The 20,163-nt window shown below is 55.9% G+C and carries 17 protein-coding genes; 11 read left to right on the top strand and 6 right to left on the bottom strand.

All coding sequences use genetic code 11. The features are described from left to right. Positions 1–34 precede the first annotated feature (34 nt). Positions 35–1,195, bottom strand: coding sequence for a cytochrome c oxidase subunit II (gene coxB / locus EDC26_RS16710; protein ID WP_132584721.1), 1,161 nt, complete (start codon positions 1,193–1,195; stop codon positions 35–37). Positions 1,196–1,444: 249 nt separating this feature from the next. On the opposite strand from coxB, the gene EDC26_RS16705 reads away from it, so the two are divergent. Next, the gene (locus EDC26_RS16705) at positions 1,445–2,263 is read left to right on the top strand and encodes an NUDIX hydrolase (RefSeq protein WP_132584719.1); all 819 of its coding nucleotides are present in this window, start codon (positions 1,445–1,447) and stop codon (positions 2,261–2,263) included. Positions 2,264–2,390: 127 nt separating this feature from the next. On the opposite strand, the gene EDC26_RS16700 is transcribed toward EDC26_RS16705, so the two are convergent. Next, positions 2,391–2,615 (bottom strand): DUF3717 domain-containing protein, encoded by a 225-nt coding sequence (locus tag EDC26_RS16700; protein WP_132584717.1) that lies wholly within the window; start codon positions 2,613–2,615, stop codon positions 2,391–2,393. 79 nt (positions 2,616–2,694) lie between these two features. Here EDC26_RS16700 and EDC26_RS16695 point away from each other — a divergent pair, with 79 nt between their 5' ends. From EDC26_RS16695 to EDC26_RS16680, 4 genes are all read left to right on the top strand, one after another. Continuing rightward, entirely contained in the window at positions 2,695–3,483 is a 789-nt protein-coding gene (locus tag EDC26_RS16695) for a PhaM family polyhydroxyalkanoate granule multifunctional regulatory protein (RefSeq protein ID WP_132584715.1), read from the top strand. A 101-nt stretch (positions 3,484–3,584) separates the two neighbouring features. Next, complete coding sequence (gene glmU / locus EDC26_RS16690; protein WP_132584713.1) at positions 3,585–4,958, top strand: bifunctional UDP-N-acetylglucosamine diphosphorylase/glucosamine-1-phosphate N-acetyltransferase GlmU; 1,374 nt, start codon at positions 3,585–3,587, stop codon at positions 4,956–4,958. 2 nt (positions 4,959–4,960) lie between these two features. After that, positions 4,961–6,352 (top strand): MFS transporter, encoded by a 1,392-nt coding sequence (locus tag EDC26_RS16685; RefSeq protein ID WP_243700959.1) that lies wholly within the window; start codon positions 4,961–4,963, stop codon positions 6,350–6,352. A 6-nt stretch (positions 6,353–6,358) separates the two neighbouring features. After that, complete coding sequence (locus EDC26_RS16680) at positions 6,359–7,432, top strand: glycosyltransferase family 4 protein (protein WP_132584711.1); 1,074 nt, start codon at positions 6,359–6,361, stop codon at positions 7,430–7,432. On the opposite strand, the gene EDC26_RS16675 is transcribed toward EDC26_RS16680, so the two are convergent. Further along, the gene (locus EDC26_RS16675) at positions 7,416–7,904 is read right to left on the bottom strand and encodes an Lrp/AsnC family transcriptional regulator (protein ID WP_132584709.1); all 489 of its coding nucleotides are present in this window, start codon (positions 7,902–7,904) and stop codon (positions 7,416–7,418) included. The genes EDC26_RS16680 and EDC26_RS16675 overlap by 17 nt on opposite strands. 386 nt (positions 7,905–8,290) lie before the next feature. On the opposite strand from EDC26_RS16675, the gene glmS reads away from it, so the two are divergent. Beyond that, positions 8,291–10,123 carry a glutamine--fructose-6-phosphate transaminase (isomerizing) gene (gene glmS, locus EDC26_RS16670; protein ID WP_132584707.1) on the top strand — a complete coding sequence of 611 codons (1,833 nt, stop codon included), beginning with the start codon at positions 8,291–8,293 and terminating at the stop codon, positions 10,121–10,123. 204 nt (positions 10,124–10,327) lie between these two features. Here glmS and EDC26_RS16665 read toward each other — a convergent pair whose 3' ends face one another. Next, positions 10,328–10,468: a hypothetical protein gene (locus tag EDC26_RS16665; RefSeq protein WP_243700958.1), complete on the bottom strand. Its 141-nt coding sequence runs from the start codon at positions 10,466–10,468 to the stop codon at positions 10,328–10,330. A 1,547-nt stretch (positions 10,469–12,015) separates the two neighbouring features. Between EDC26_RS16665 and EDC26_RS16655 the strand changes: the two genes are divergently transcribed. The 4 genes from EDC26_RS16655 to EDC26_RS16640 all read left to right on the top strand — a co-directional run bounded on the left by EDC26_RS16655 (position 12,016) and on the right by EDC26_RS16640 (position 15,519). Then, positions 12,016–12,804 carry an ABC transporter permease gene (locus EDC26_RS16655; RefSeq protein WP_243700957.1) on the top strand — a complete coding sequence of 263 codons (789 nt, stop codon included), beginning with the start codon at positions 12,016–12,018 and terminating at the stop codon, positions 12,802–12,804. Positions 12,805–12,813: 9 nt separating this feature from the next. Continuing rightward, entirely contained in the window at positions 12,814–13,593 is a 780-nt protein-coding gene (locus EDC26_RS16650; protein WP_132584705.1) for an ABC transporter permease, read from the top strand. 4 nt (positions 13,594–13,597) lie between these two features. Continuing rightward, entirely contained in the window at positions 13,598–14,395 is a 798-nt protein-coding gene (locus EDC26_RS16645; RefSeq protein WP_132584703.1) for an ABC transporter ATP-binding protein, read from the top strand. 62 nt (positions 14,396–14,457) lie between these two features. After that, positions 14,458–15,519 (top strand): ABC transporter substrate-binding protein, encoded by a 1,062-nt coding sequence (locus EDC26_RS16640; RefSeq protein WP_132584701.1) that lies wholly within the window; start codon positions 14,458–14,460, stop codon positions 15,517–15,519. Positions 15,520–15,728: 209 nt separating this feature from the next. On the opposite strand, the gene EDC26_RS16635 is transcribed toward EDC26_RS16640, so the two are convergent. Beyond that, complete coding sequence (locus tag EDC26_RS16635; protein WP_132584699.1) at positions 15,729–17,315, bottom strand: N-acyl-D-amino-acid deacylase family protein; 1,587 nt, start codon at positions 17,313–17,315, stop codon at positions 15,729–15,731. Between the two features lie 146 nt (positions 17,316–17,461). Beyond that, positions 17,462–18,958: a MocR-like pyridoxine biosynthesis transcription factor PdxR gene (pdxR, locus tag EDC26_RS16630; protein ID WP_243700956.1), complete on the bottom strand. Its 1,497-nt coding sequence runs from the start codon at positions 18,956–18,958 to the stop codon at positions 17,462–17,464. A 178-nt stretch (positions 18,959–19,136) separates the two neighbouring features. Between pdxR and cuyA the strand changes: the two genes are divergently transcribed. Beyond that, on the top strand, positions 19,137–20,162 hold the full coding sequence (gene cuyA / locus EDC26_RS16625; protein WP_132584697.1) for a D-cysteate sulfo-lyase: 1,026 nt from the start codon (positions 19,137–19,139) through the stop codon (positions 20,160–20,162). Position 20,163: the final 1 nt, after the last annotated feature.

The following is a 20,163-nucleotide window of genomic DNA, read 5'->3' as shown; positions in this document are numbered from 1 at the left end:
ACGTGCGAATTATGTTATGCGGCCAGCCGATAGCTTAGCGCAAAGCCTTGACGTCGGATGGCTGGACTACCGGGTCCGGACCTTTTCCTGCATTGCCCCAGGCATTGCGGGTATAGGTAATGGCCGAGGCGATGTCAGTGTCGCTCAACTGGTTGCGCCACGCGGCCATGGCTGTGCCGGGGTGGCCGTTCAGTACGGTCAGTATTTGCCCTTTCATGGGAGCCAGCACGAATTTGGTGTCGCCGTCGAGCGCCGGGAAGGTGCCGGGGATGCCCTTGCCGGTGGCCTGGTGACAGGCTACGCAGTTGGCGCCAAACACTTTTTCGCCGCGCGCGAACAGCTCGTCTTTAGTCCATTTTTTGTTTGGATCCTCGGCCGCACTGGCCAGGGCTTTTTTCTGATCAGCCGCCCACTTGTCGTAGTCGGCCTGCGATACGACTTTAACCACGATGGGCATGAACGCGTGATCCTTGCCGCACAGTTCCGAGCACTGCCCGCGATAGCTGCCGACCTTTTCAGCACGGAACCAGGCGTCGCGCAGGAACCCGGGGATGGCGTCCTGCTTGACTCCAAAGTCGGGCACGGCCCAGGAGTGAACCACGTCGGCGGCAGTCAGTACCACACGTACTTTCTTGTTGACCGGCACGACCATTGGCTTGTCGACTTCCATCAGGTAAAACTGGTCTTTGGGCGCTTTGCCCTCGATTTGCTCACGTGGAGTGGACAGGTGCGAGAGGAATTGCACGCCGGTTGCCGCGCCGTCCATGTACTCATAGCCCCATTGCCATTGATAGCCGGTGACCTTGACGGTCAGATCGGCGCTGGAGGTGTCTTTCATGGCCACAACGGTACGGGTCGCCGGGAGCGCCATGCCGATGACGATGAGAAAGGGGATGATGGTCCAGGCGATTTCGATCGCCGTGTTTTCGTGGAATTTGGCCGCCACCACGCCGCGCGATTTGCGGTGCATGATGATGGAGTAGGTCATCGTCCCGAACACGCCGATGAAAATGATCGTACAGATGATGAGCATCATCCAGTGCAGCCAGACAACATCGTATGCGATTTGCGACACCCCCTCGTGGAGGTTGAGCTGATTGACCTTTGGGCCGCCGGGCATATCTTTCACTTGAGCGCTTGCAATGCTTGCCAGCAGCATTGCGCCAGTACCCAGTAACCCTCTCAACTTCTTCATGCTGACCTCGTAATACGGCGTGTCTTCGCTAACATTTGACGTGCGTCGGTCCAATGTTTGTGAAAACACATAATAATGATTGGATGGCAGGCTCGAAAAATCGTGCGCCTTAACTACCTGCTCGAATTACTTAAAGACCGCAGAATTATAGCGAACCTGGGAAGATCGTGCGTAGCGCCGGCTTGGCGTGCGCATTTCAATTCCATGTCGGTTGGACGAAGGACCGCGGGCATACACTACAATTATTGCATGAATGACTTAGACCCTGGATCGCTCACGTCGGCGATTAACCTGCGCTATCAACAGCTTGGACGCCTGGTTCAGCAATTGCCGCCTAAAGGCTCGCGGCCGCTTACCGTATCGGGGCGCGTGTCGGGATGGGTCACCGCCAAAGCGACGCGCGTCGTCGATGGACTGCCCGGTGTGCATGTGGAAGCCGAAGCCGTTCATGTTACCGCGGCGGCATCGCAGCGCATTACGCTCAAAGCCGTTTTGGAGCGCATCGCACAGACCTTGCGCGATGCCAATTGCCTGCGCGGCTGGCGCAACGAACTGATCGACGTCGTGGGCGAAGGACGTACGCTGTCTGTGATTGAGCGTGCGGCGATGCGGCCTTTGGGTTTGTTGACGCGAGCCGTGCATCTGAACGCCTGGACGCCCACCGGGAATCTCTGGATCGCGCGTCGCGCGCTCAACAAAAGCACCGATCCCGGCATGTGGGATACGCTGGTGGGAGGGCTTGTGGGCGCGGCTGAAAGCCTGGATGCATCGTTGTTGCGCGAGAGCAACGAGGAGGCGGGCCTGGCGCCGGCCGCGCTCGAGGGCCGCGATCCTTTGCGCATGATCTTACGCATGCATCGGCGCTTGCCCGAAGGCTATCAGGTCGAAGATTTGCTGGCCAGCGAATGCGTGCTGGCCGAATCCGTTCGCCCGGCCAACCAGGATGGCGAAGTCAGTGAAATCCGCAATGTGCCCGTGGCCGAAGTCTGGTCCATGATCCAGGCCGGCGAGTTCACACTGGAAGCCGAGCTGGTTATTCTGGATGGTTTGCGTCGGCGCGGTTTGTAGATATACCGTTTTGATTGTTGGCGATTTTGGCAGCCACAAGGGCTGCCACTACAAAAACGTGACGGCAGCTAATGTAGCGGCACCCCTTGTGGGTGCCATCACCCGTCGCACCACCCAACCCTCACCGCTATGCACCCTCGCGTTCTTCCCACACCGCCAACGCACCTCTAGCCGCCGCATCCAGCGCATCGCTGGCCACTTCCCGCTGCGCATTGAAAATCATCAGGGCATACGGTTCGGCCAAGGCCGAAGCCTCAGGGCACAAGGAGAGTTCTTCACCGGCCGAAGGCGAGCGGGCGCGCCAATAATTGATGGCCGATTCCAGTTCTGCGAGGGTGTATGAGGTCTTCATTCGAAATTAAGGATTAGACGCTTGAACCCAGTTCAGTTTAAGCTTGCTGGACTGACAGTTTGGCCTTTAAGGAGCCACCATGACCACGCAAAATAGTAACCCTTTTGTTCTACCCGGTCTGGGGCAGGGTGCAGACCTCGGGAAAAACCCGCTGATGGCCAGTCTTGAAATGATGCAGCAAGCCTGGCAAGGCTTGTCGGGCGCGGGCGGATTGGGCCAGTCGGCTATGGCGGCGCCCACCAGTATCGAAGACCTGGATCGCCGCATTACCGACTTGCGCGCCGTGGAAAACTGGCTGCGCATGAATCTGTCCATGTTGTCCAGCGCCATACAGGGCCTGGAAGTGCAGCGCGCCACGATCGCCACGTTGAAATCCTTCATGACGGCCTCGGGCATGGCGGCCACGCCCGATAGCCCCTCGCCTCTGGAAGTGGTGTTGGGAATCAAACCCGCCGCCGCAAATGCAGCGGCACCTGCGCAAGATGTAGCGGCACCCCTTGTGGGTGCCACCAAAACGCCGGCCAAGGACAAGACGGCTGCATCAGATCAAGCGACGTCCAACACAACCGCGACAGCCCCCAACCCCGGCTCTGCGACTCCCCCCCAACCCGATCTGGCCAGCGCACAGGCCGCAACCCAAGGCTGGTGGAACATGCTGCAAAAGCAGTTCGATACCCTGGCGGCCGCCACCACGGCCTCCATGCAAAGCGCCGAAGCTGTAGCTAAAGCGGCTACCGTAGCGCCGCGCGCCGAATCCGGTTCCAACACCCGGCCAGGCGCCCGGGCAGGGGCGGCGGCTAAAACCGCCAAAGCAGCCAAGGCAGCGCCCAGAAAACGCGCTGCCACTTCCAAAAAAACGCAATCGTAAAATTGGTAAAGTTGTCTACCTAGCTGCAAGCCCTGGCTTTAACATGCAAGGCTTGCAGCTAGGTTTTGGCCACGCGGCCCGATTATTTGACTCATCACACAATGCTAAATATCGTTATTCTGGCCGCTGGCCTTGGCAAACGCATGCAGTCCGACTTGCCCAAAGTTTTGCATCCTCTGGCAGGCAAACCGATGCTCGCGCATGTACTGGAGAACGCACGGCGTCTGAACCCGGACCGCATAGTAATTGTTGTCGGTCACGGCGCCGAGCTTGTTCAGGCCGCCTTTGCCGATCAGGCCGACCTGCAGTTTGCGCTGCAGCGGCCTCAGCAAGGTACGGGTCATGCCGTGCAGCAGGCCGTGCCGTTCCTGCTTGAACAGCGCGCGGCGCAAGACAGCACTTTGGTGCTCTATGGCGACGTGCCGTTGGTGCAGACCGAAACCTTGCGGCGCCTGCTTGATGCGCGTGCGGGGGGCATGGCCGTGCTGACCGAAACCCTGCCCGATCCCAGCGGTTACGGGCGCATCGTGCGCAATGCGCAGGGGCTGGTGCAGCGCATTGTGGAGCACAAAGACGCGAACGCACAGGAGCAGGCCATTAACGAGGTCAACACCGGTATTCTGGTGGCTCCGACGGCCGAGTTGAAAAACTGGTTGTCCCGTGTCGACAACAAGAATGCGCAGGGCGAGTATTACCTGACCGATGTGGTCGGTCTGGCCGTGCACGACGGCGTTGCCGTCAATGCCGCGCAGCCTGGTGCTTCGTGGGAGACGCTAGGGGTCAACAGCCGCGCGCAGCAGGCCGGGCTTGAGCGCATCTGGCAAAGCGAGCAGGCACGCCGCCAGCTTGAACTGGGCGTTACGCTGGCCGACCCGGCGCGCTTCGATTTGCGCGGCTCGCTGGCCTGCGGGCGCGATGTATTCATCGACGTGGGTTGCGTATTCGAAGGGCGCGTCGAACTGGCCGAAGGGGTGCGCGTCGGGCCGCACTGTGTGCTTAAAGACGCACGTATCGGCGCGGGGACGCACATCGACGCGTTCAGCCACATTCAGGACGCCGTGGTTGCCGACCAGGCGCGTATCGGCCCTTATGCGCGTTTGCGCCCGGGTGCCGATATCGGTTCGCAAGCCCATGTCGGCAATTTCGTGGAAATCAAGAAAAGCCGGCTTGGCGAAGGCTCCAAGGTCAATCACCTGTCTTATGTAGGCGATGCGCAAATCGGAGCGCGAGTCAATATCGGCGCGGGAACGATCACCTGCAATTACGATGGCGTCAACAAGTCCTTGACCGTTATTGAAGACGATGCGTTCATCGGCTCGGATTCGCAGCTTGTGGCGCCGGTGCGCGTCGGGCAGGGGGCGACGCTGGGCGCCGGCACGACGCTAACCCGCGACGCGCCCGCCGGGCAGCTTACGATTTCCCGTCCCGCCCAACAAACCATCAAAGGCTGGGTCCGTCCAGACAAGAAAACCTGACCGTGACCGACTCCACTGCTCTTCGCCAACATGTGTCGTCGCCGGCCGACGGCCTGGACGCACCCAGGCGCTACTGGGCCGTATTGACGTTGATGTCCGCCATGTCGGTGGCGACGCTGGATGCGAGTGTTGCCAACGTGGCTTTGCCCACGATCGCTCATGAGTTGTCCATCGATCCGGCGTCGGTGGTGTGGGTCGTCATTGCCTACAGCCTGATGGTCGTTGTGTCCTTGCTGCCCTTGTCGGCCGTGGCCGAGCGCATCGGCTTTCGACGCATGTTTGCGTTGGGCATTACCGTGTTCATGCTGTCTTCGCTGGCCTGCGCCTTGTCGACGTCGCTCGTCGGGCTGGTTTCCGGGCGGATTGCCCAAGGCTTCGGTGCCGCCATGCTGATGTGCCTGTTTGGCGGCCTGGTTCGCAATATTTACCCTTTGCGAAAACTGGGTTTCGGCATCAGCCTGAACGCCATGATGGTCGGAGTCATGTCGGTGCTGGGGCCTACGGTCGGCGCTTTTATCCTGAGCGTGGCCTCGTGGCCCTGGATCTTTGCGATCAATGTGCCGATTTGTCTGCTGTCTTATCTGGGGGTCCGGTTCTTGCCTGATGTGCCGCGCAATCAGGTGCGTTTCGACTGGCTGGCTTGCGGGCTGAGCGTAGTCGCTTTTGGCCTGTGCATTGTCGGCCTGGACGCGCTGGTGAAGGATCCGGTGCATGCCGCCTGGTGCCTGGCGGTAGCCGGACTGGCCGGCTGGGTGCTGCTGCGGCGTTCACGCGACCAGACGGCGCCGCTGGTGCCGCTGGACTTGCTGCGCATCAAGCCGGTGGCCTTCGCAGTCGCGGCGTCGGCCTTTTCGTTCGCGGCCCAAATGGCCTCCTTTGTGTCCTTGCCTTTTTATTTCCAGAAAGTCATGGGGCATAGTTATACCGAAGTAGGGCTGCTGCTGGGCGTCTGGTCTCTGGCGGTAGCCATTATGGCGCCTTTGGCGGGCGTCATGTCGGACAAGTTTCCGGTGGCCATTCTGTGCGCTATCGGCGCCGGTTGCATGGCGCTGGGCCTGTCGGGCACGATTATGCTGCCTTTGAATACCGGCTTGGGCTGGATCATGGCGACCATGTTTTTCGGCGGCGTGGGTTTTGGTTTTTTCCAGACCCCCAACAACCGCGCCATGCTCGCCGGCGCACCCCGCAACCGCAGCGGCGCGGCCGGCGGTATGCAGGCGACGACCCGCGTCTTCGGCCAAAGCTCGGGCACGGCGCTGGTTGCCGTTGCGTTCACGTCCAGCGCCGCGCACGGTGCCGTGCTGGGCGTCGTCGCGGCGATTGCATGTGCCCTGGCCGCGTTGTTCATCAATATCGTCCGGCATTTGAACCCGGTCGCCGATCTGGATTTATAAGGCCCCATGCGCATCCTGCAACTGAACTTCGAGAAGGGCTGGCGCGGCGGCGAGCGGCAGACGCTGCTGAGCATGCAGGAATTCCGCCGTGCCGGGCACGACGTTGTCTTGCTGGCGCGCCGTGGCGGCGAACTGGCGCAACGCGCACACGACGATGGCTTTGCCGTGCACAGTTATGCCAGCGTGGTGGGCCTGTGTCTTTTCTTGCTGCGCCGCGGGCGCCGCTTTGATGTATTGCATGCCCAAACCGCCAATACCATTACCTGGCTGGCCTTGTGCAAAAAATGGCTGCGTCGTCCGATTGTCTTTACACGACGGACTGCTTTTGATCTAGGCGAACAGGCGCGCAAGACAGTCTGGAAATGGCGCCAGGCGGACCTGTTTGCGGCTATTAGCGAAGCCGCTGCCGCCGAGCCGCGGCGCATGGGCCTGGAGGTCGCGGTAATTCCCAGCGCCATCGCCGTCCAGCCCTTCGATCTGGCGCATGCCCAGGAATTTGCCGCCCAGTTCGGTTTGGCTGGCCGGCGCGTGCTGGCCACGGCCGCGGCGCTGACGCGCGAGAAAGATCCCTGCACTTTGATTCGCGCCGTGCGTGGCCTGCGTGAGCAGCGCGACGACTTTGTGTTCATTCATTTGGGTGCAGAGGGCGACGCCGGACAGGCCGCGCGCGACCTGGTGCAAGAACTGGGCCTGCAACAACATTATCTCTTTGCCGGGTTCCAGGGTCGCGTCGAAGACCTGTATCGGCTGATGGACGTGTTTGTACTCAGTTCGCGCCACGAGGCCCTGGGCACCAGCGTGCTGGACGCGTTTTTATATTCGGTGCCGGTGGTGTCGACCAATGCGGGAGGCCTGAAGGAAATCCTGGCCGACGGGCGTGGGTTGCTGTGCGAGGTGGGTGATCATCGAGCCGTGGCTGCGGCCATCGCCCGTATGCTCGACGACGCGCCGCTGCGCTCGTCCACCATCGACCGTGCGTATGCCTATGTCCTGCAACACCATCATCCCGCGCGCATGGCCCAGCGTTACCTGATCGAATACCAGCGTTTGGTGGTGAAATCTCCTACTTGTCCAACCTGATCCGCGTCTCGAATTTACTTCGGTGGATAGAAAAAAACGTGCGTACATTGCGCACATTCGCATGCGACGTAAACACTCGGTGCGCCATGGCGTGATACGCCGGCATATCGGCCACCTGTGCCAGCACCACAAAATCCGGCCCGGGCGACACCCGGTAGCATTGCAAAATAGCCTCTTCGCCGATGATATCGGCCTCGAATTGATCCAGATATTCCGCCGTCTGCACGTCCAGCGTAATTTCGATAATGGCCGTCAGCGTATGGCCAAGCCGCGCTGGATCAAGGATGGCCACCTGCTTTTCAATCACCCCCTCGTCGGTCAATCGGCGCACCCGTCGCAGGCACGTGGGCGCCGAAGCATGCACCCGAGCTGCCAGATCCTGATTGGTTAAAGAACTGTCAACCTGCATCTGCTCCAGAATGCGCAGATCCAGTTCGTCGATGGCAATCGGTAATTTTGATGGTTTATTCATAATTGATGGGGGAATAATGGAAAATGGCGGGAGATGGCACCCACAAGGGGTGCCACTACATGATCAACCGGTACGTTTTTGTAGCGGCACCCCTTGTGGGTGCCATAATCCCCACGTCGACGCCAACCCCAACAAAAACGCACAACAACATGCCCTCGCCATTCCCTTGACCCCAAAAACTAAATCGTTAAGAATTGTCTCGGGAAAACGGCCAAGACCGCTTAATATGGATTTTTTTTTAAAAAATATAAATATATTGAAATAATATTTCCAACTATACATACGAAGAAATATAAATCCATAAACATAAAAATAAAGAAATTTAATTTCTACGCACTATGTGCACAATGACGCATCTCCAGAATTAAATCAACCGGAATAACACTATGTGTGGCATTGTTGGCGCCGTCGCGCAACGCGACATTACCCCGATTCTTCTGCAAGGCCTCAAACGGCTCGAATATCGTGGATACGACTCCTGCGGCGTCGCCGTTCACTCCGATGGCGAATTGCGTCGTGCGCGCAGCACCCAGCGCGTTGCCGAGCTTGAAAGCCAGGTCCAGCGAGAGCACCTCAGCGGCTTTACGGGCATTGCCCATACCCGATGGGCCACCCACGGCGCGCCGGCCACGCACAACGCGCATCCGCATTTCTCCGGCCAAGGCAAAGGCGTTGCGCGCATTGCGCTGGTGCATAACGGCATCATCGAAAATTACGAAGAGTTGCGCACCGAACTGCAGGCGGTCGGCTACGTGTTCGAAAGCCAGACCGATACCGAAGTCATCGCCCACCTCATCGACCACCTGTACGGCGGCGACCTGTTCGAGGCCGTACAGCAGGCCACGCGCCGTTTGAACGGCGCTTACGCCATTGCCGTGTTCTGCCGCGACGAGCCCCATCGCGTCGTGGGCGCTCGCCACGGTTCGCCGTTGGTAGTAGGGCGCGGCAAGAATGAAAACTTCCTGGCCTCCGACGCCCTGGCGTTGGCGGGCACCACCGACCAAATCATCTACTTGGAAGATGGCGACATCGTTGACTTGCAACTGGCCCGCGTCTGGATTGTGGATGTCGACGGCCATTCGGTTGAGCGCGAAGTCCACACCGTGCATATACACACCGGCGCGGCCGAGCTCGGCCCCTATCGCCACTACATGCAAAAGGAAATCTTCGAACAGCCGCGCGCCGTGGGCGATACTCTGCAGGCCATTGAAAGCATTACGCCCGAACTGTTTGGCGATGGCGCCTACAAGGTCTTCAAAAACATCGACAACCTTCTGATCCTCGCCTGCGGCACCAGCTATTACGCCGGCCTTACCGCCCGCTACTGGATCGAATCCATTGCCAAGATTCCCGTCAATGTCGAAATCGCCAGCGAATATCGCTACCGCGACAGCGTGCCCAACCCACGCACGCTGGTCGTCACCATTTCCCAATCCGGCGAAACCGCCGACACCCTGGCCGCACTTAAGCACGCGCGCGGCTTGGGCATGGAAAACACCCTGACCATCTGCAACGTCGCCACCAGTGCGATGGTGCGCGAATGCAAGCTTTCTTACATCACTCGTGCCGGCGTCGAAATCGGTGTCGCATCGACCAAAGCCTTTACCACCCAGCTGACCGCCTTGTTCCTGCTGACCCTGGCGCTCGCGCAGGCCAACGGCCGCTTAAGCGACGAGGAGGAAGCCGAGCAGCTGAAAGCCTTGCGCCACCTACCGGTAGCCATCGGCGCCGTGCTGGCCCTGGAGCCGCAAATCATGGCCTGGGCCGATCGCTTTGCCACCAAAGAAAACGCCCTGTTCCTGGGCCGCGGCATGCACTACCCCATTGCCCTGGAAGGTGCGCTGAAACTAAAAGAAATCAGCTACATCCACGCCGAAGCCTACCCCGCCGGCGAACTCAAGCACGGTCCCCTGGCGCTCGTGACCGAACACATGCCCGTGGTCACCATCGCCCCGCGCGACGGGCTGCTGGAAAAGCTTAAATCCAATATGCAAGAGGTGCACGCGCGTGGCGGCGAGCTGTATGTGTTTGCCGATGCCGACACTAAGATCGGCAGCAGCGACGGCATCCACGTGATTCGCATGCCCGAGCATTATGGAAAGCTGTCGCCGATTCTGCACACGATACCGCTGCAGTTGCTGGCGTATCACACGGCGTGCGCGAGGGGGACGGATGTGGATAAACCGAGGAACTTGGCTAAGAGCGTGACGGTGGAGTAGGGGGGGGTGATTCTTTTGACTAGACTTTGATTTACTAATATTGTGGATAATTTACACTAGGGAAAAGTCATTCTGACTAAATTTTCTCTAATATGAATAATTACGACTATTTAATGAAATCAAGAAATAGAGCTTTCCTTTGCGGCGTCCCAGCATTTAATTGAATCGTAGCTCTATTTATTTTGTAACTCATGCCGAGGTTTTTTATATTCGGCGCCTGGTGTGGGCGCCGATAGTTGTACGAGCATGCCAGTCACTAATTGCGCGGCTGACATGCTGTAGCGATTCAAACCGATGCCGGTGCACGCGCTGTTCTTTAAGCGTACGGATAGCACATTCGACCATACTATTTTGTGGTGGGTGATGCGGTGTGATGAACTCATGGCAGCGGCCGTAGCTGCACACCACTAGCATCCGCACAATATCCCTTGTTACGCCGGGAATCCTACATCGGCACCGGCATCGCCATGAACCGCTGACGTACACTCATGCTCATTTTTCCGATGGGCATATCAGCCTCGCGTGTCGATCCCCATGTGGCCAGGCAAGCGGGCTTTCCAAGACCTATTTTGCATGGCTTTAGTACCAATGGCGTGACGGCGCACGCTATCAGTAAAAACGCTGTACGACTACGATACCGAACGCCTCGAATATCTGAACGCGCGCTTTTCAGCACCGGTCTACCCCGGCGAAACGCTGTTTGTCGAAATATGGAATGGCACGGATGGTGCTGTGCATTTACAGGCCAAGGCGGCCGAGCGCGGCGTCGTAGTGTTCGTCGTAGTGTTAAGTAACGGAGTGGCCGGAATAAAAAATGAGCGGGCGCTTGCTCTCCTGGAAGAAACACACTGACGGCGTCTGCTTGTGAGATTCTACAAATCTCCGATGCGTGCAATCAGCAGAGTCCGCTGTGTCCCCGCTCATAAAAGCGCAAAGCTCGTTCGACCGCGGATTCGGTCTGAAAAGAGCCTGAAAAGCATGTCCCTGGCTTCCAAGTACTGCGTTGAATAAGTGCGATTCGAAGAACAATTTCACCTGTGCAGATTGCCCAACATCATCGCCGGTAGCCGCGTCTACTGGTTTCCCATCGACATGTTTCTCCGGACGATGTGGCAACCCTTTATAACGCCACAAAGACGACGTATTTGAGCGCTATGACTAAGGGCCAAGTTGGGGGCACACGAGATTAATGCTTGCGTAACGCGAACAGAACGCATGTGGGGAAGTCAGTTCATAGGAAAACGAGCGTAAGCAGTAAAGTTCTTTACAGCTTTTAACAAGCAAGCTGCCAACGCGTTACAGCCCTTTTCCGATATCGATCACCCTCTGTTCCGTGGTATCCAGTTGTGCAAGCGGGATTTTATTAATAAGGCCAGCGTAAGTGCATCGAAAATAGGCGGGACGGCTTTGTTTGTTGCGAAGCTGTGTCCTTATCTCGCTATTATCATTTCATCACGAGCTCTTCTGCAATGATGTGCACTTCCTGCTCAATACGGTCTATTGCAATCGATGAATAGTCGATTCGCAGGTGATTCCGCAGTTGCTCGCTGCTAGTGAAGAATACGTCTCCGGGTTCAACAACAACGCATCTTGCGTAGAGGCGCTGCGCGAGCTTTCGCGTGTTTTGGCGTTTAGGTAGAGTTGAAACGACCGAGCATCATCGGTGTGGGCTAACTGTTTCATTTTGTGGCTCATGGGGCCACCAGCGGGCAGAAAATTCCTGGTCTTATGGATAGGCCATAACTGGTATTAAGAGAAATAACGACAGTCACGTACCATGCCTCTAAAGTAAAGCGTAAAGCAAAATTTGGAGACAAAATCATGAGCGTCGTTGTATGTGATACCCACCCCGCCATTAACGCTTCACCTCACAGCGACGGCATTTGCCATCAATGACCATGGCTGCCAGGGATAGGTCTGGGCGGACGCAAGTCGGTATTGCTGTCGTGTTTACGGTGGTTGGTTCGTGGTATCTCGGTTCCAAGTATGGCTTAATCAACCCGCAGCTTTTCCCAACGCCAGAACAGTTCATTGCGGCTGGGCGTCAGTTGGCACTGGGCGAAGGCTATGCAGGAGGGCTTTTACTCCAGCATGTTTTGCAAAGTGTGAAGCTTATTTTACTGGGATTTTTTGCGGCGACCGTTATAGGCGTTCCATTGGGACTGTGGATGGGCTGGAGCAGAAAAGCTGAGGCGTTGGTGGGCCCTGTCTTTCTACTAATTAGGCCGATTCCTGCGCTAGCTTGGATCCCGCTGGCCATTGTATGGCTTGGACTGGGTGACGCCGCGAAAATTATGATTTTATTGCTTGCTGCGTTTGTACCTTCGGTTATTAATAGTTTTACGGGGGTGCGTAATATTCCTCAGGCCATAATCGAAGCAAGCCAGATGCTTGGTATTCGCGGCTGGCTCCTTGTGAAAGAAGTGATTGTGCCCGGCGCACTGCCTTCTATCTTTACGGGGGTGCGATTATCACTGCAAGTCTGTCTTACGGCTCTTGTAGCTGCAGAGCTTCTCGGTGCTCCTTTAGGCTTGGGAAAAATTCTCTATCAGGCAGGTCTGGATATCTACCCGGCGATGATTTTGGCGGGTATGGTAACCGTAGCGATTGTCGGCTTTGCGCTAACCGCAGTATTTGATTATGTTGAACGCCTTTCGATGCCCTGGCGTACACGCAACTGAGGTTTTACGATGGGTGAAAGACTTACTAAGGCCCAGACCATTGGGTTCTCTATAACAGGGATGCTGTTTTTTTTCGGTATATGGGTTTTTGCGGCTTGGGTCAAACTAGCACCACGTGAGTTTTTGCCATTCCCTTGGGATGTGGTAGGAGAAGGACTGAAGTTACTAATTATTCCATTTTCTGGTTTGACTCTGCAAGACCACTTGGCTGCTAGTATTGGACGGTTCATGAGTGGCTTCTTCTTGGCAGCCGCTGTGGGAGTTCCCCTAGGTCTGTTAATGGGTTGGTATCGTTGGCTGGACAATATAATGACGCCTTTATTTGACGGCCTGCGGTTTATTGCACCTATTGCGTGGGTACCCTTTGCGGCATTGTGGTTTGGTGCCGGAATTGGCGGCCCTACCCTGATTATCTTTGCCGGAGCTTTCCCTCCGTGCTTAATTAATGCCTATCGAGGTTCTCTCTTTGTCGAGCAAACCTTTATCGAGGCAGCGCAAGTTTACGGTGCATCGGGCATCCGCATCGTGTATGAGGTGCTTTTACCAGCTTCGCTGCCATCTATTATTGCTGGCCTGCGGGTTGGTGCAGGGGCCGGTTGGCAATCATTAATCGGTGCGGAATTGATCGCGGCCAATAGTGGTATCGGGTTAATGATGGTGCGCGCGCAAGCTGCGCTGGACACTCCGATTGTGATGGTGGGAATGATCGCCACTGGTATATTCGGCGTGCTTATTGATTTTGGCTTGGGTGGTATTGAGGGTTGGCTTAATCGCAACCGAGGCAGATAGATTCATGAGCAATATTGTTTTTTCTAATGTCTCCCGAAGTTTTCGTCGCGAAGGCAAAAATTTCCTAGCCCTAGACGACATCACTTTCTCCGTACAGGAAAAGGAGTTTGTCGCAGTAGTCGGGCCATCCGGCTGTGGCAAAACTACTTGTTTGCGCATGGCTGCTGGGCTGGAGTTTGTCAGCAATGGTAGCGTTGCAGTTGGAGGTAAGGAGGTCAAGGCTCCAGGACCGGAGCGCGCAGTGGTATTTCAGCAGTTCGCACTATTTCCATGGAAGACTGTGTCGGAGAATATTCGGTTCGGTCTTCGGTCGCTGCGTGTTCCGCGCAATGAGGCAGAAGATCGCATCCGGTGCAATATACGGCTTATGGGTTTGGAAGGCTATGAATCAGCCTATCCCCATCAGCTCTCCGGTGGTATGCAGCAACGCGTAGCGATTGCTCGTGCCTATGTGCTTAATCCCACTGTGCTTCTTATGGATGAACCCTTTGGGGCGCTCGATGCTCAAACTCGCACAGTGATGCAGGAAGAGCTGCTGCGCGTGGGGCGCGCCAATCCTCGCACTGTTATGTTTATTACACATGCCGTGGAAGAGGCCGTTTATCTGGCCGACCGTGTGGTTGTGATGACTCGTCGTCCTGGAAGAATTCGGGAAATTATTAACATTAAGTCAATTCGTGACGCCGAAGGCTGGCAGCAGTACGAGCGCATCGAAGACGTAATGGATCTTGAGTCGTTTGTGCATCTGCGAACGCAGATCTGGCGGCTGCTGCGCGAGCAAAACGAGCGGGTGGCTAATTAATCCCCAACGTTTGGGTTCTTATCATTTCAGTTGTCTTTAAAATAAATCGAGGAGAAATCTGCATGAATAAGATTATTCATTGGGTCATAGCTGTGTTTCTGACACTGACATCGTTGAGCGTCTCCGCCAAGGATTTACAAGAGGTTCGTATAGGCTCCCAGCCTGCGTTGTTTAGTACGTTACCGTTTTTAGTCGCTGAAGAGAAAGGTTGGTGGAAGGATGTGGGCCTAAAGGTGACAATCACCAACTTCCCTGCCGGCGCGCCGCAAATTGCGGCTAGTAGATCGTGGGACGTGGGTATCGTCGGGTCGGTACCGGCGGTACTAGGCGCCGCGCGGTTTGGGCTTCACACGATTGCGCTCGCCGAGGATCAATCGGCTGTCAACGCGCTCTACGTGCATGGCCCGGATAGCGATAATTACATCAGAGACCCGGCGACGATCAAGGGTAAGACGATATATCTGACCGGCAATTCTACGGGTGACCTAGCTGCCCGGTATTGTCTAAAGAAATTTGGCTTGACGAAAGACGATACGACCATACGCTCAATGGATCAAGCACAGATAGTTTCTGCAATGAGTTCTGGTAGCGTGGAGATTGGCGCACTATGGGCGCCCAACACTTACACAGTGGAAGAGAAAGCAGGCGCTAAGCTGCTATGTTCGGGAAAAGATGCTGGTGTCTTGATCCCTGGTAACGTAGTGGTACGTGCGGAGTGGGGAAACGCTCACCCGCACCGAGTAGCGGCCTTCCTTGCCGTGTATCTGCGCGCCCAGCGCTGGTTGGAGGCCAACCGGAAGGACGCGCTTGTATTGATGAAAAAATACTATGCAGCGGGCGGCGTCACCATCTCTGAGGCAGCGATGAATAAGGAGTTTGATCGTCGCCCCACTTTTAACCTTGTCCAACAACTAGCCTTGTTTAGCCGTGGCTCGCAGCCGTCGCGTGTTGACACCATCATGAATATAATTGCTTCCTTTTCGAAGGAAGTTGGCTCGTTGCGTGCGGATGAACCGCTGCCCGACCCCAAGAGCTACATCACCGACAAATACTTAAAGTTGGTCAATGGCGACCCAAAGCTGAAATCATTTGCTGACTTGAATGGTAGTGGTAAAGGTCAGTAATTTCGTCGCCATACTGCTGGATACGCACCTAGGCGTCCTGGCGTCTGGGTGCACTTTCTCGGTGCCTTTGAGCAAATGGAAGTGCCATCTCGCACCCGAGTAACTGTCTGATCACTGAGTTGACGAATGGCTTTTAAACCGTGTCCATAGGGTTAAAAATGTATATGATGATCCACGAAGGCTGGATTTATATGGTCGCCGTACTGGGCTTAATGGCGAAGTACATGCCCAGACTGTACGTCATTCCGGACTCCGTCGCGTACAGCAAAACATCCGTTAACCATCACATGAATAAACCCTTTGGGCGAACTGAGAGGTGCTAGCACAGTCGACTCATCATGCACAAGTTTTGGATTGAAGACAGTAACATCAGCGAATGCGCCGGCTCGCAGTCTCCCACGATCGACTAGCCCGAGCCTTTCGGCAGGCCGAACAGTGATGCGGTTGACTGCTTCCGTTAATGAGATTATTCCACGTTCACGCGCGTAGTGGCCAAGTAACCGGGCTGTCCATCCGTAGCCGCTGAGCGATCCAATTAGTCCCTTCAGCGGGCCACGTTGCGAAAGGGCTAATGTATCTGACATCACCATGCACTTGGCTTCACGCATGCACATGCAAATGTCGTTATCGTTGAAGCTGTGGGAGGTCCACATCATTTGCGGCAATGCCTCTCCTTCTTCCGTTAGCAGATCCAGCACCGCATCAAATGGATCCACTCCTCGCAGTTGGGCGATATCGGAGAAATTCATGCCAATCAGATCAACATTTGCCACTGAATGCAATAATACGATGTCATTCCAACGGCCTACCGTAACCAGACGCCACATTGGGCGGGGGTTCTCCTTCATACGTTTACGCAAAGCAGGGTCTTTAAGACGTTCAAGGGTTTTAGTCGTACCGCCTTCGCGTGCCCACATGGGCAGCACTGACACCATGCTTGTATGGTTCCAATCATGCGGGATAATATCAAAAGCAACGTCTACGCCTTCGCGCCCTGCGCGATATAACATTTCGAGAGTATGTTGCATGGCCATAGCGGGCGCACCAAACTTGGGCTGTATGTGCGAGATTTGAAGTTTGGCATTGGTGTGACGCGCGGTCGCAATCGCTTCAGAAAAGCCTAGGTCGTAATAAACGTCGCGATTACGGACATGAGTGGAATACAGACCATTGCGCTTGGCCGTTACCGTGGTTAGTGCCGCGATCTCTTCGAGGGGGGCCGCAATCCCGGGCCAGTATTCAAGACCAGTGGAAAATCCCCACGCTCCCTCATCGAAGGCTTCTTCGGCCAGCCGCACCATTGCGTCTATTTCGTTAGCAGTGCTCGGAGATGAGTCATTTTCCTTGATTGCGCTGTGAATTGCACCATGACCTACGAACGCCGCCACGTTGACGGCAGGGCGGGCCCTTTCGAGCTGTTCGAGATACTCTCCGAAAGAACGCCAGTTAATAGGTATGCCGACGTCGACGTAGCCAAAAAGTTGGCTACCTCCGGCCTGTCGGCCGAGCGGTGCGCAGCTAAACCCGCATTGCCCGATGACCTCGGTTGTGACGCCCTGGCAGAGCTGACTATCAGCACGCCCATCCGCTAGCAGCGTGAAGTCGGAATGGGTATGGATGTCGATGAATCCGGGTGTTACGGTTAACCCGCTTGCGTCGATACGGTTGATGGCGGTGGCGGAGGTCAAATCACCGAGTGCAGTAATTCGGTCTCCCGCAATACCGACGTCGGCCACAAAACTCGGTGCTCCAGTGCCGTCAATGATTTCACCACCTGAGATAATAGTATCGAACATGAATTAGCCTCCTTATGGTTTTTTAACGTTAGCAGTCCAATAAACGCTCAGGTAGGTCCAGATCATTTTTATTGATAAGGCCAGTGTATTGAGAATACTCAAGGCGGCTTTGGTTTCTGCGAAGCCGTGTCTCTGTCTGGCTATTATCATTTCAGCACGAGTTCTTCTGCGATGATGCGCACTCCCGGCTCAATACGGTCTATTGCAATCGATGAATAGCCGATTCGCAGGTGATTCTGCGGTTGTTCGTTGCCCGTGAAGAATACGTCTCCGGGTTCAACAACAACTCCTCTTGCGTAGAGGCGCTGCGCGAGCTTTCGTGTGTCCAGTTCTGGTGGCCCTGTGACCCATAATGCCGAGCCGCCTTGTGCGGGCACTTGCTTCAGTTCTGGCGTGTATATTTCCAAGGCTGAATGTAAAGCGGCTGCCCGATGCCGATAAGCGACATTAAGTCGGCGCATGAACGCTTCATGGTGACCGTGCGCAATGAAGCTGGCCGCCGACTGCTGATTATTGGTCGGCACATGCCGCATCATTAGCCGTCGCAGGGATCGCAGCTCGCGTATGAGTTCTGCCGGCGCTACGACAAAGCCTAGCCGTAGGCCATGGGCAAGTGTCTTCGAGAGACTGCCGACGTAGATTACGCGCTGTGCAGTGTCCAGGCTCTTGAGGGCAGGAGTCGGGTGGCCTGAAAAATTGAGTTCGCTTTCGTGATCATCCTCGATCACCACAAAGTCGTCACGCGCCGCATATGCTAGTAGCAAGCGTCGTCGCGCTAGCGACATTGTTACGGTGGTCGGGCATTGGTGGCTAGGCGTGACGTAAACATAGTCGCAGTGCGACAAGGCCGCGTTAGGCACAAGACCATCTCCATCTATGGCCAACGGTTGGACATTTTTCGACCGTAGCGAAAAATTGTTGCGAGCGTCCGGATAGCCAGGATTTTCAATGCCGATTCGGGTATTCGGACCAATCAGCAATTCGGATAATAGAAATGTCGCTTGTTGAGCCCCTGCCGTAACAAGAATTTCATCTCGTTCCACCCATATGCCGCGCGCGGGGAGCAGGCGTCGCTGGATCTGTTCGACGAGTGGTTCGTTGTCGCGATCAAGGTGGTCGGGAGCCCAGTGGCGCAAGGCGCGTGGCTGAAGGGATTCCAGTACGCATTCGCGCCAATCGCGGATCGGAAACAGGCTGGCGTCAAACTGCCCGTAGATAAAGGGAAATGGTTGTTGCTGCCAGTCGGCCGGCTTTTCTATGTTCTGTTGTTTTGACGGGGTAAGCATCAAACGGCTTTCCCAGGCAACGCTTCCTTGCTGCACCGGCTCGTCAGCTCGTTTTCGAGCACCAAGATAGGTGACCTGAGGCTGTTCAGCAACGACATAACCGCTGCGTTGCTGGCCAACGACGATGCCCTTGTCTGCGAGTGCCTGTAGTGCCAACATTACCGTGGTGCGAGATAGTCCAAGCGTCTGGGCCAGAAGGCGACTGGAGGGGAGTGTTTCGCCCGGAAGAATAAAGCCTTCTATAACGGCATGCATGAGCATGTCGCGCAACTGTCCTTGCAATGTGCTGGATTGCTTTTCGAATTGCAGGAATAGCTGTGACCACATTATGTCGATGGTGCGAGTCGACGGTTTCATTTTGTGGCTCACGAGGTTGACGACGAGCAGAAAATGCTGGCTTTATGGATAGATCATATCTGGTATTAAGAGAAACAACCACAGTCACGTACCATTTCCATATCGCCTTTACAGCCCGTACGTGATTGTCGCGTCGGCAATCGGGTAAATAGCTCTACGCAGAGCAAGGAATACAGCTATGCACTTATCGCGCTACCCACGTTTGCACTTTGCCCATCTGCCCACACCGCTGGAGCCGATGGAGCGCCTGACAAAGCATCTTGGCGGCCCTCGCCTATGGATCAAACGTGACGACTGTACCGGTCTATCGTCGGGTGGCAATAAGACTCGCAAGCTCGAATTTCTGATGGCCGATGCTATCGCACAGAAGGCGGACACGGTTATCACTCAGGGTGCCACTCAGTCAAATCATGCGCGTCAAACTGCGGCTATCGCCACCAAGCTTGGAATGAGGTGTCATATTTTGCTGGAAGACCGAACAGGATATACCGACGAGAGCTACAACCATAATGGCAATGTACTTCTGGATCAATTACACGGTGCAATAGTGTCCAGGCGCGCTGGCGGCACTGACATGGCGGCGGCAATGGAACAGCTTGCCGACGAGTTGCGTCAAAACGGTAAACACCCTTATATCGTGCCAGGCGGTGGATCGACTCCGGTGGGGGCTTTAGGTTACGTTAATGCAGCCTTGGAACTCCTTACTCAGGCTAATGATCGCGGGCTTGTGATCAGTCATCTTGTTCACGCGACCGGCAGCGCGGGTACGCAAGCAGGCCTGGTTGCCGGCTTAGTGGGATCACGCTCGAACATTCCAGTTTTAGGCATTAGCGTACGCGCTGCGCGCGAAAAGCAGGAAAACATGGTCTACGATCTTGCTTGCCGCACCACGGACTACCTTGGCCTGAAGGACATTATTCGCAGGGACGATGTGGTTGCCAATAGCGATTACGTTGGAAGTGGTTATGGCCAGCCCACCGATGGCATGGTGGAGGCCGTGAATTTGCTCGCGCAAACTGAAGGGATTCTGCTTGACCCGGTTTATTCCGGCAAGGGCATGGCAGGCTTGATCGACCTGATTCGCAAGGGCTATTTCGACAAAGAAAGGGATGTGGTTTTTTTGCATACGGGTGGAAGTGCCGCGCTGTTTGGCTACCCGGCGATGCTTGGACTATCCAATTCAATCGAGAAATCTGGAGACTAAC

This window comes from Paralcaligenes ureilyticus (genome assembly GCF_004346225.1).
Lineage (GTDB): Bacteria > Pseudomonadota > Gammaproteobacteria > Burkholderiales > Burkholderiaceae_B > Paralcaligenes > Paralcaligenes ureilyticus.
The sequence above is the reverse complement of the archived record's forward strand: the minus strand, read 5'-3'. Positions and strand labels throughout refer to the sequence as shown.